The sequence below is a fragment of the Ralstonia sp. GX3-BWBA genome (assembly GCF_003290055.1).
GTDB classification, from domain to species: domain Bacteria; phylum Pseudomonadota; class Gammaproteobacteria; order Burkholderiales; family Burkholderiaceae; genus Ralstonia; species Ralstonia holmesii.
The window spans coordinates 55,857-67,044 of record NZ_QMKS01000004.1; the positions used below are offsets into that span (position 1 = coordinate 55,857).

9 protein-coding genes are annotated in these 11,188 nt (G+C 65.5%); 3 read left to right on the forward strand and 6 right to left on the reverse strand.

From position 1 onward, the window contains the following. Nucleotides 1-13: 13 nt before the first annotated feature. The 4 genes from mprA to DOD19_RS01985 form a co-directional block, all read right to left on the reverse strand. Nucleotides 14-1,657, reverse strand: coding sequence for an MprA protease, GlyGly-CTERM protein-sorting domain-containing form (gene mprA / locus DOD19_RS01970; RefSeq protein ID WP_112183746.1), 1,644 nt, complete (start codon nt 1,655-1,657; stop codon nt 14-16). Between the two features lie 263 nt (nt 1,658-1,920). Continuing rightward, a complete protein-coding gene (locus DOD19_RS01975) occupies nt 1,921-2,376 on the reverse strand; it encodes a hypothetical protein (protein ID WP_024974821.1) in 456 nt (151 codons plus the stop codon). A gap of 102 nt (nt 2,377-2,478) precedes the next feature. Beyond that, the gene (gene recN, locus DOD19_RS01980) at nt 2,479-4,185 is read right to left on the reverse strand and encodes a DNA repair protein RecN (RefSeq protein ID WP_112183748.1); all 1,707 of its coding nucleotides are present in this window, start codon (nt 4,183-4,185) and stop codon (nt 2,479-2,481) included. A 145-nt stretch (nt 4,186-4,330) separates the two neighbouring features. Further along, entirely contained in the window at nt 4,331-5,275 is a 945-nt protein-coding gene (locus DOD19_RS01985; protein WP_024974823.1) for an NAD kinase, read from the reverse strand. A gap of 111 nt (nt 5,276-5,386) precedes the next feature. Here DOD19_RS01985 and hrcA point away from each other — a divergent pair, with 111 nt between their 5' ends. Beyond that, complete coding sequence (gene hrcA, locus DOD19_RS01990) at nt 5,387-6,445, forward strand: heat-inducible transcriptional repressor HrcA (RefSeq protein ID WP_112183750.1); 1,059 nt, start codon at nt 5,387-5,389, stop codon at nt 6,443-6,445. A 41-nt stretch (nt 6,446-6,486) separates the two neighbouring features. On the opposite strand, the gene DOD19_RS01995 is transcribed toward hrcA, so the two are convergent. Both DOD19_RS01995 and hutC read right to left on the reverse strand, forming a co-directional pair. Further along, nucleotides 6,487-6,834 carry a carboxymuconolactone decarboxylase family protein gene (locus tag DOD19_RS01995; protein WP_024974825.1) on the reverse strand — a complete coding sequence of 116 codons (348 nt, stop codon included), beginning with the start codon at nt 6,832-6,834 and terminating at the stop codon, nt 6,487-6,489. A 131-nt stretch (nt 6,835-6,965) separates the two neighbouring features. After that, nucleotides 6,966-7,679, reverse strand: a complete 714-nt coding sequence (hutC, locus tag DOD19_RS02000; RefSeq protein WP_024974826.1) for a histidine utilization repressor — start codon at nt 7,677-7,679, stop codon at nt 6,966-6,968. A 154-nt stretch (nt 7,680-7,833) separates the two neighbouring features. Here hutC and hutU point away from each other — a divergent pair, with 154 nt between their 5' ends. Together hutU and hutH are read left to right on the forward strand one after the other, a co-directional pair. After that, the gene (gene hutU / locus DOD19_RS02005) at nt 7,834-9,603 is read left to right on the forward strand and encodes a urocanate hydratase (RefSeq protein WP_112183752.1); all 1,770 of its coding nucleotides are present in this window, start codon (nt 7,834-7,836) and stop codon (nt 9,601-9,603) included. Between the two features lie 26 nt (nt 9,604-9,629). After that, nucleotides 9,630-11,186 (forward strand): histidine ammonia-lyase, encoded by a 1,557-nt coding sequence (hutH, locus tag DOD19_RS02010; protein ID WP_024974828.1) that lies wholly within the window; start codon nt 9,630-9,632, stop codon nt 11,184-11,186. Nucleotides 11,187-11,188: the final 2 nt, after the last annotated feature.

The window sequence follows — 11,188 nt, forward strand, 5'->3', positions numbered from 1 at the left end:
GCCAACGGCCGCGTCAATGCGGTAACCCACGCTTGCGCCGACATGCAACCCCCAGCGCCAACAGCAGCGCCGCGCCAACCAGCGGGATGGCTCCGCCGCCTCCGCCACCACCGCTGCTCGTACTCCCGGTCGATCCCCCCGACCCCGTCGTGCCACCACCCGAGCCGGCCGGCGCCGTGTTCTGGGCATAACTGACGGCACCGGCGGTATCCAGCAGGCCAGCGCCGCAGATGCCGGTGTTCACAGCGCAGAAGGTGCCGCTCGGGTGCGGCCGCGCGGTCTGCTTCAGGCCAGCCAATACCTGCGCGTTCGACAGCTGTGGTTGCACGCTCAGCATGAGCGCGATGGTGGCGGCTGTTTCCGGTGTCGAAAAGCTCGTGCCTGCCACCGACTTGACCGTGGGGTTGCCGACAGTCTGTGCACCATCGTTGGAGTCGGCCTGGATAACGGAAACGGGCTCTGCACAAGTCGCCGGAGTTGTACTCGTGACGACTTTCGAGTTGCCGCAGCCACCGCCCGGCGCGGACAACGCCACCTGGGGTCCCACGTTTGCGTAGCTGGCGTTCTCGCCGCTGTCGACGTGCGCAGTGACGGCGATGGCGCCCGTGCAATTGGCCGGCGCATCAACGGTCTGCGCGGCTTCATTGCCGGCGGCCGCCACCACGATGGCGCCGCGTGCGGCCAACTGGTTCACCGCGTCCTGTTCTGCCGCAGAGCACTGTGTTGTGCTGCCCAGGCTCACGTTCACCACCCGTGCCGGGTTGGCGTTGGTCGGCACGCCAGACACGTTGATGCCGCCTGCCCACAGCATGCCGTCCACCGTATCGGATAGCAGCGCGCCGCATTTGCCCGACACGCGCACCGGTACGATCGGTGTGTTCCAGCCTACCCCTGCAATATCGAGGGTGTTGTTTGTCTGGGCGGCGAGCACGCTGCTGACCTCGGTGCCGTGCCAGCTGCTATTGGCGATGTCGCTGCTGGTGCAGCCGGAAATGTTCGCGACATCCGTGCTCGTTACGCCATCGCCCAGGTCATGCGCGTCCGTTCCGCGGCCGAAGGTGTTACCGGCGCGGGCTGGGTCGGAAATGAAGTTGTAGCCCGGCAGGATCTTGGCTGACAGGTCGGGGTGATCGGTATAGCCGGTATCGACCACTGCCACCACGATGCCCGTGGAGCCCTGCGTGATGCTCCACGCCGCGGCCGCGTTGATGCCGCCAGGTACCAGCGCCGGCGCGGCCAGGTTGTTCTGCGTGGCGAACAGCGGATCGTTCGGAATGGTGTTGGGCCGCAGGATGCGATCAGGCACCACGTAGGCCACGCGGGCGTCCTGCGCGATCTTGTCGACGGTGGCCTGGATGCTGGCGGCATCGGTCAGCCCTGTGCGCATGAGCTGCGCGTTGGTGCCCAGCGTGCGCTTGACCTGCAGCGTGCTGCCCGCCGCTTGCGCTACCGACAGCAACCGGTTGTTCGCCTCGCTGGCGGAGAGCGTCTTGCGCGTGCCGCTCGTGTCGTCGCGCCATTTGATGATCAGGTCACCGGTGTATTGCGGCAGCGGCGCGGCAGCTGTAGCGACCTGGCTGCCCATCACCCAGGCAAGACAGGCAAGGCCGGCGCCCGCGCGGAGCCAAGACTTCAACCGGAAGAGGGAGGGGGTCATCAGCGGGTGCTCCGTGGGGTCTCGTTGTAATGAGAAACGTCGTCAGGATGTGATCGTTGACATACCGTTACACAAAACCAAAGGTAGCACGCGACTTGTCCGCTTGGTGTGGCGGCGATGGCCGATCACGTTTGCGAGGGGAAAAAGGCCGGTTGTGAGTTGCTGCTGAAGCAGAATGCGGGCCTGGCGACGGAACGTGGAGCAGGAAACCGGACGCCACGCGGCGCCCGCTCTTTCACAGTGTGGAGCGGTGTCGCGGTGGTTCAGCGTTGGATTTTCATGATGCGATCCGGGTCGGCCGAGGCGATGCCGGGCGTGCTGCGCAACGCCGTCACTGCGCCATCCAGCGTGGCCGATGCATCGCCCGAGCTGGCGCGCACCACCCAGAATCCACCCGACATCGGACGTACCACCGCAAAGGCCAGGCGCGGCGTTGCGCGTGCGCCCGCGGCATCCAGCACACCTTGCACCGTGGTGGACGAGGTGGTCGGCGTGCTCAGGCCGATGATGATGTCGCCCAGATTGTGCGCAGCCGACACGGAGGCTGGAGGCTGGGTGTTGGCCGAGGCCGGGTCCATGGCAGGCGGTTTTCCCGGGTCAATGGCCGGCACGGACTTGCACGCGGTCAGCAAGCACAGGCCGAGAGCTATCGCCAGTGCAGGCTTGGCGGACGACAGCAGGGATCGAGGGCGGGCAGCCGGTTGGATCGTGCGGGCCATGCGGGCCATGAAGTTCTCCTTGGATTCGGTAGAGGATGTTTGTCGCGTCTGCAGCCGGAACATTCGTGCCAACCCTGGCAGCAATGGTTCCGGTATAGGCGATCACTGTGCCGCGCGGCGGGATTTCCGCGCCGTAGATTCCGGTGCCAATTGCGCACGGCCCGCGGCGAGCATCTCGTCTGCGTGGCGGCGCGTGGTCTCGGTCAGCGATGCGCCGCCCAGCATGCGGGCAATCTCATCCACGCGGCCCGTGGCGTCCAGCACCACGAGGTCGGACCGCGTGCTGCCGGCCACCGTCTGCTTGGCGACCTGGATGTGGTGATTGGCGAGCGCGGCCACTTGGGGCAGGTGCGTGACGCACAACACCTGGCGGCGCATGCCGAGTTCGCGCAGGCGCCGGCCCACGACTTCTGCCACCGCACCACCAATGCCGGAATCGACTTCGTCGAAGATCAGCGTGGGGGTCGGGCTCGCTTCGCTGGCAATTACCGAGATGGCCAGGCTGATCCGCGCGAGCTCGCCGCCCGAGGCGACTTTCGCCAAAGGCCGCGGCGACACGCCCGCATGCCCCGCGACGAGGAATTCGACCTGCTCCAGCCCCGCCGCGCCGCCGTGTTCCAGCGCGTGCAGTGCGATGTCGAAGCGCCCACCGGCCATCGAGAGGCCTTGCATGGCGCCGGTCACTGCGTCAGCCAGCTCGCGCGCGGCCTTGGCGCGGTCGCGCGACAGCGATTGCGCGACCGTCATATACGCGGTGTGGGTTTGCGCTTCCTGGGCTTGCAGCGCATCAAGATCGGATGCAGCTTGCAGCGCGGCGAGTTGCGCCTGACGTTCAGCCAGTTCAGCCGGCAGCGTTTCGGGAGCGCCCCGGTACTTGCGCGCCATGGTGTGCAGCGCCTGCATGCGCGCGTCGACTTCTGCCAGGCGGTCCGGGTCCAGCTCTGCTCGATCGGCATAGCGAGCGAGCGTGTGCACGGCTTCCTGGATTTGCACCTCGGCCGGTTCCAGCGCGGCCAGCACATCAGCCAGCGCGGGGTCGATCTCGGCCAGTTCACGCAGCGTATGGAGCGTCGCGCCCAGTTGCGTGAGCACCGCGCCTTCCGACTCGGACAAACCATCCAGCGCCTCGCGCGTGCCTTCGATCAGGCTGGCAGCGTGCGACAGGCGGTGGTGCTCGGCCTGCACGTCTTCCCACTCGCCCGGCTGGGGACCAAGCTTCTGCAATTCGTTGACCTGCCATTCAATGCGCTCGCGTTCGAGCTGGACTTCGCGCGACTGCTGCTCGGCAGCTTCGCGTGCGCGCACCACGGCGTGCCATTCCCGGTAGTGTTCGCCGACCACGCGCACAGCACCTTCCAGGCCCGCGTGGGCGTCGAGCAGGCTGCGCTGCGCATCCGCCTTGAGCAGCAGTTGATGCGCGTGCTGGCCGTGGATGTCGACCAGTTGCTCGCCCACTTCGCGCAGTTGCGCCAGCGTGACAGCCGCGCCGTTGATGAAGGCTTTGCTGCGGCCTGCGGCATCGACCGTACGGCGGAGCAGGATCACGCCCTCGTCGTCGTGCAGTTCATGCGCCTCCAGCCATGCGGCCACATGCGGATGCACGTCGAACTCGGCGGTGATGTCGGCGCGCGGCGCGCCTTCTCGCACGACGGCCGCATCGGCGCGCTCACCCAGGGTGAGTGCAAGTGCATCGATCAGGATGGATTTGCCCGCGCCGGTCTCGCCCGTAAACACGGTAAAACCGTCGGCCAGATCGAGATCCAGCGCGTGAACGATGACGAAATCGCGGATGGTGAGGCTGCGCAGCATGGAAGCGGTGAGCGTGGAGTTTTAGAACCTGCTCATGATTCGTGGCGAGCGGCTCGAAGTTGAAGCGAGAAGCGCAGCCGTACATGCGTACGGCGAGCATCGCAGGTTCAAGATCGGGCCGCGCAGTAGGATCATGGGCAGGTTCTTAGAGCCGGTTGTCTTCGGTCGGATACTCGTGCCAGTGCAGCTTCTTGCGCAGCGTGGCGTAGTAGTTGTAACCGATCGGGTGCAGCAGCCGCACCGTGCGCTCCGAGCGGCGCACCACGATGCGGTCGCCGGGCAGCAAGGACGTGAGCGACTGCATGTCGAAGTTGACGCTGGCATCGCGCCCGCTGGTGACCTGGATGACCACCTCCGCGTCTTGCGGAATGACGATCGGGCGGTTCGACAGCGAGTGCGGTGCGATCGGCACCAGCACCAGACCCGAGAGCGCCGGATGCAGGATCGGCCCGCCCGCAGACAGTGCATACGCCGTCGAGCCCGTGGGCGTGGAAACGATCAAGCCGTCCGAACGCTGGTTGTACATGAAGAAGCCGTCGACCGACACGGCCAGCTCCACCATGCCCGAGGTGCCCGAGCGGTTGACCACCACGTCGTTGAAGGCGAGGGCGGAGAAGATGACTTCGTCGTCGCGCACGACCTGGGCCTGCAGCAGCGTGCGGGTTTCGGCCTCGTAGCGGCCCGATAACATGTCGGGCAGCACGGTGTGCACGTCGTCGAACGGGATGTCGGTCATGAAGCCGAGCCGCCCGTGGTTGACGCCGATCACGGGGACGCTGGCACCGGCCAGGTGGCGCCCGATGCCGAGCAGCGTGCCGTCGCCGCCGAGCACGACGGCCACATCGGCGTGGCGTGCCATCTCTTCGGGCGGCAGGGCAGGGTAATCCTGGACGCCTATGTTGAGCGCCGTGTCTCGCTCGAACACAATGTCATGCCCGCGCCCGGCAATGCACGACGCCAGTTCCATGAGGGGGCCGGCAATGTTGGCGGCCGAATACCGGCCGACCAGCGCAACGGTCTTGAAAGGCGAAACAGGCGAAGGCGAGGCGGCGGGAGCTTGCGGGGCCACGGCGGACGGGGGAATCGACATGCGCGCATTACACCATATCGATATGGCCGTCGCCACGTCGGCGCGTGTTTAGTGGAGAAACGCCGACATCACCCGTAGATTGGCGCCGATTTTGCGTAAAATTGAAGAATCATGGACAAGCGCGCAACCATCCTTCTCAAGACCCTGATCGAACGGCATATCGCCGAGGGCCAGCCCGTGGGCTCGCGCACCTTGTCGAAGTATTCGGGGCTCGATCTTTCGCCGGCCACCATCCGCAATGTGATGTCCGACCTGGAGGAGATGGGTTTCATCGCCAGCCCGCACACCTCGGCCGGGCGCGTGCCGACGCCGCGTGGCTATCGCCTCTTTGTCGATACGATGCTGACGGCCAGCCCGCTGGATGTGCTGAGCACGCACGACCGCATGGCGCAGCAGATGGTCGGCGCGATTGCAGAGCAGGTGCGCACGCAGATGGCGTCGCATGGCTCGGAATCGTCGCAGCGGGTGATTGCGGCGGCGGCGCAAACCTTGTCCAACCTCTCGCAGTTTGCCGGCATCGTGATGACGCCGCGACGCACGCATGCGTTCCGGCAGATCGAATTCCTGAGGCTGTCGGAGTCCCGCATCCTGCTGATCGTCGTCACGCCCGAAGGCGACGTCCAGAACCGCATCATCCATACCGATACGCCCTACACCCCGTCGCAATTGGTCGAAGCCGCCAATTACATCAACGCGCATTACGGCGGCCAAACGTTCGATGCGGTGCGCGAAAGCCTGCGCGGCGAGTTGTCTGCGCTGCAGGCCGACATGACCGCGCTGATGCAGGCGGCCGTGGAGGCGGGCAGCAGTGCCGTGTCGGAGGAAGAACCGGTCGTCATCTCGGGCGAGCGCAAGCTGCTGGAGGTGGAAGACCTGTCCTCGTCCATGGACAAGCTGCGCCGGCTCTTTGCTGTGTTCGAGCAGAAGACCGGATTGCTGCAGTTGCTGGACGTATCCAGCCGCGCCGAGGGCGTGCAGATCTTCATTGGCGGCGAGAGCAGTCTCGTGCCGCACGAAGACATGGCGGTCATCACCGCGCCGTACGAGGTGGACGGCAAGATCGTCGGCACGCTGGGCGTGATCGGGCCGATGCGCATGGCGTATGAGCGCGTGATCCCCATCGTGGATATCACGGCCAAGCTGCTGTCCAGCACACTCAGCCAGTATTGAGGCAGCGTAGCCTGCAGCGGGCGAAGCGGCCCGCCAATGTCTCAGGCCGAGAATTGCTCAAACGCCGCCAGCGCATGCGTGGCGTACATCATCGAAGGGCCGCCGCCCATATAGACGGCTGTTCCCAGTACCTCTTCCAGTTCGGCACGGGTTGTGCCGAGCTTGACCAGCGCCTGGACATGGAAGCCGATGCAGTCGTCGCAGCGGCTGGCGATGGCTATTCCCAGCGCCACCAGTTCTCGGGTCTTTTTGCTCAGTGCGCCATCTTTTGTGCCGGCTGCCGCCAGTTGGCTGAATGCCGTCATCAACTCCGGCTGCGATTCGCGCAAGCTGCGCATGTGCGCAGACACATCTTTGACCACGCTTTTGAATTCGGGCATGCCGCTCATGACAGTGCTCTCCTGGGCCGGGTGTGGAGTGAGGTAGCGGGCTGGGCATATCGGCATAAGCCGCCGCGCATCCTTTCGAGCATTCTCGTCCGCGCCCAGGGGCAAGGTCATGATGTAGCGCAACGACGCGCTCAGAAACTGCCCGTGAATTGATACCGCCCACCCGGGTGCCACATGGTCGCCAGCGATGCGACCTGGCCTTGCGATAGCGTCTTGCGTCGTAGCATCAGACACGGTTCGCGCACATCCATCTGCAGCATTTCGGCGATCTCGCGCGGAGGCAGGCGGGCCTCTATGCCGTAATCCACGCCCTGCAACGGGGCGGCACGCATGAGGTAGGCGTTTGGCGTGGTCTGCGTGAAATCCTGCTGCATATAGTCGGGGGCCAGCTCGGCATTCACCCAGCGGTCTTCCACCTGGATCGGCAGGTCATTCTCGAAGTGCACGATCAGCGAATGGAACAGGGCACGCCCCACCGGCACGCCGAATGATGCGGCCATCGCATCGTTGGCGCGTGCACGTTCGAGCTTGTGCAGTTCCGCACGGTGCCTGTGGCCGCGTGCGGCAATTTCCTCAGCGATATTGCGGATGGCCACCAGCGTTGCCTGGTACTTCTGCTGCGCGACGAACGTTCCCAACCCCTGCACCCGCGTGAGGATCTGCTCGGCGGTCAGCTCGCGCAGCGCGCGGTTGACCGTCATGCGCGACACGCCAAAGGTCTGCGCGAGCGTGGTCTCCCCCGGAATCATTTCGCCTTCTTGCCACTCGCCGCTGCGGATGCGCATGAGGATGTCTTCCTTGATGCGCTGGAAGGCGGGGGTGCTGGCGGACGGGTCGTGTGGCATGGACGTGGCTTGCGGTGCGGTTTGGGCGGCCGATGTGATGTGCGGATGGTGGTCATCATCAGGGTTTGCTCTTAGCTTGTAAAGTTTTCTTGCCTAAGTTGTATATACAACATAAGATGCGCTCCATGACAAAGGAGTTCGCAGGAGACCTCACATGAACGCCCCGACCAACGCTGCCCACCTGACCAACGACCCGCGCTACGACGCCTCGCGCGAAATCCGCGCCCCGCGCGGCACCGAGCTGCACTGCAAGAGCTGGCTGACCGAAGCCGCTTACCGCATGCTCCAGAACAACCTCGACCCGGACGTGGCCGAAAACCCCAAGCACCTCGTCGTCTACGGCGGCATTGGCCGCGCAGCGCGCGACTGGGCCTGCTTCGACAAGATCCTGGAAACGCTGCGCGAGCTGAACGATGACGAATCGCTGCTCGTGCAATCGGGCAAGCCGGTGGGCGTATTCAAGACCCACCCGGATGCGCCGCGTGTCCTGATCGCCAACTCCAACCTCGTGCCGAAGTGGGCGAACTGGGAACACTTCAACGAACTGGATCGCAAGGGCCTGTTCATGTACGGCCAGATGACCGCTGGCAGCTGGATCTACATCGGCAGCCAAGGCATCGTGCAAGGCACGTACGAGACGTTTGCCGAAGCGGGCCGCCAGCATTATTCGAACATCCCCTCGCCCTTGTTGGCACAAGGGCGGTCTCCCGAGGGGACGAGCGGCAGCCTCGCCGGCCGCTGGATCCTGACCGCCGGCCTGGGCGGCATGGGCGGCGCGCAGCCGCTGGCCGCCACGCTGGCCGGTGCCGTGTCGCTGAACATCGAGTGCCAGCAATCGAGCATCGATTTCCGGCTGCGTACGCGCTACCTCGACAAGCAAGCCAAGGATATCGACGACGCATTCAATCTGATTCGCCACCATTGCGAGCGCGGCGAGGCCGTGTCCATCGGCCTGCTCGGCAATGCGGCGGAAATCCTGCCGGAGCTGGTCAAGCGTGCCCGCGCCGGCGGCCTGAAGCCGGATCTGGTGACCGACCAGACCTCGGCGCATGATCTGGTCAACGGCTACCTGCCGGTTGGCTGGACGGTCGAGCAATGGCGTGCTGCGCAACGCGATCCGTCGCAGCACGCCCGCCTGACCGACGAGGCCGCGAAGTCGTGCGCCGTACACGTGCAAGCCATGCTCGACTTCCAGGCCATGGGTATTCCGACCGTCGACTACGGCAACAACATCCGCCAAGTCGCGTTCGACCAGGGCGTAAAGAACGCCTTCGACTTCCCGGGTTTCGTGCCGGCCTACATCCGTCCGCTGTTCTGCGAGGGCAAGGGCCCGTTCCGCTGGGTGGCACTGTCGGGTGATCCGGAAGACATCTACAAGACCGACGCGAAGATCAAGGAACTCTTCCCGCACAACACGCACGTGCACCGTTGGCTCGATATGGCGCGGGATCGCATCGCCTTCCAGGGCTTGCCCGCACGCATCTGCTGGCTCGGCCTGGGTGAGCGTCACCTGGCTGGTTTGGCCTTCAACGAGATGGTCAAGAACGGCGAGCTGAAGGCACCGATCGTGATCGGCCGCGATCACCTCGACACCGGCTCTGTCGCCAGCCCCAACCGCGAAACCGAAGCCATGCGCGACGGCACCGACGCCGTGTCGGACTGGCCGCTGCTCAACGCGCTGCTCAACACAGCCGGCGGTGCGACGTGGGTGTCGCTGCACCACGGCGGCGGCGTCGGCATGGGCTATTCGCAACACTCGGGCGTGGTGATCGTCGCCGACGGGACGGACGCTGCGGCAAAGCGCCTGGGCCGTGTGCTCGTCAACGATTCGGGCTCCGGCGTCATGCGCCATGCAGATGCCGGCTACGAAACCGCCATTGCCTGCGCCAAGCGCAACGGTTTGAACCTGCCGATGATCGGCTAAGTTAAAGACATCCTGCTCGCATTGCTATGAACACCATGACCACGCCCCCCATCCTCACACTGCAACCGGGCGAAATGTCCTTTGCAGATCTGCGCCGTGTATGGCTCGCCCCCACGCCTGTCGCCCTGTCCGGCGACTGTGCGGCCGCGATCGAAGCATCCGCTGCCACCGTGCAGGCGATTGTCGCCAAGGGCGCGCCTGCCTACGGCATCAACACCGGATTCGGCCTGCTGGCCAAAACGCAGATCGCTACGCACGAGTTGGAGCGCCTGCAACGCAACCTGATCCTGTCGCACGCAGTCGGCACCGGCGCAGACCTGAGCGACAGCGTGGCGCGCCTCGTGTTGCTGATGAAAGCGGCCAGCCTCGCACGTGGATATTCGGGCGTGCGCCGGGTCGTGATCGACACCCTGCTGGCGCTGCTGAACGCAGGCATCGTGCCGTGCATCCCGTCCAAGGGTTCGGTGGGCGCGTCGGGCGATCTGGCACCGCTGGCGCACATGACGCTGGCGCTGCTGGGCGAGGGCGACGTGCGGGTGAATGGTGTGCGCACGCCGGCACGGGCGGCACTGGCTGCGGCCGGGATCGAGCCGATTGCGCTGGCCGCCAAGGAAGGCTTGGCGCTCATCAACGGCACGCAGGTGTCGACCGCGCTGGCGCTCAACGGCCTGTTCCTGGCCGAGCGTCTGCTCCAGGCGGCCACCGTGTCTGGTGCCTTGTCGGTGGATGCCGCCAAGGGCAGTGATGCGCCGTTCGACCCGCGCGTGCACGCCGTGCGTGGCCAGCCTGGGCAAATTGCCACCGCCGCGGTGTACCGCAACCTGCTGGCCGGCAGCGCCATCCGCCAGTCGCACCTCGTGGGCGATAAGCGCGTGCAAGATCCGTATAGCCTGCGCTGCCAGCCGCAAGTCATGGGCGCGTGCTTCGACCTGATCCGTCAGGCCGGCGCCACGCTGCTCACCGAAGCCAACGCGGTGACCGACAACCCACTGGTCTACGCTGACGCCGGTGAAGTGATTTCGGGCGGTAATTTCCATGCCGAGCCGGTGGCGTTTGCTGCCGACATGCTCGCGCTGGCGATTGCCGAGATTGGCGCGCTGTCCGAGCGCCGCATCGCGTTGCTGATCGACTCCACGCTGTCGGGCCTGCCGCCGTTCCTGGTCGAGCAGCCGGGCCTGAACTCGGGCTTCATGATCGCGCACGTCACTGCGGCCGCGCTGGCATCGGAAAACAAGACGTTCGCCCACCCGGCCAGCGTTGACAGCCTGCCGACCTCCGCCAACCAGGAAGACCACGTCAGCATGGCGACCTTTGCCGGCCGCCGTCTGCAGGACATGGCAGAGAACACGGCCACCATCGTCGGCATCGAAGCGCTGGCGGCAGCGCAGGGCATCGACTTCCACAAGCCGCTGGCGACGTCCGACACGCTGCAGAAGGCGCATGGCTGCATCCGCGCGCGTGTGGCGTATTACGGTGAAGATCGCCTGTTCGCCCCCGACATCGAAGGCGCCCGCCGCCTCGTGCTCGACGGCGATCTGGGCGATTCGTGCCGCACGCATATCAGCGAACTTTCGCTCGGTTGATC

Coding starts and splice junctions, on each gene's coding strand:
- DOD19_RS01975 (WP_024974821.1), bottom strand. CDS start 2,376: ATGGCCCGCACGATCCAACCGGCTGCCCGCCCTCGATCCCTGCTGTCG.
- mprA (WP_112183746.1), bottom strand. CDS start 1,657: ATGACCCCCTCCCTCTTCCGGTTGAAGTCTTGGCTCCGCGCGGGCGCC.
- DOD19_RS01995 (WP_024974825.1), bottom strand. CDS start 6,834: ATGAGCGGCATGCCCGAATTCAAAAGCGTGGTCAAAGATGTGTCTGCG.
- DOD19_RS01985 (WP_024974823.1), bottom strand. CDS start 5,275: ATGTCGATTCCCCCGTCCGCCGTGGCCCCGCAAGCTCCCGCCGCCTCG.
- hutU (WP_112183752.1), top strand. CDS start 7,834: ATGAACGCCCCGACCAACGCTGCCCACCTGACCAACGACCCGCGCTAC.
- hrcA (WP_112183750.1), top strand. CDS start 5,387: ATGGACAAGCGCGCAACCATCCTTCTCAAGACCCTGATCGAACGGCAT.
- hutC (WP_024974826.1), bottom strand. CDS start 7,679: ATGCCACACGACCCGTCCGCCAGCACCCCCGCCTTCCAGCGCATCAAG.
- hutH (WP_024974828.1), top strand. CDS start 9,630: ATGAACACCATGACCACGCCCCCCATCCTCACACTGCAACCGGGCGAA.
- recN (WP_112183748.1), bottom strand. CDS start 4,185: ATGCTGCGCAGCCTCACCATCCGCGATTTCGTCATCGTTCACGCGCTG.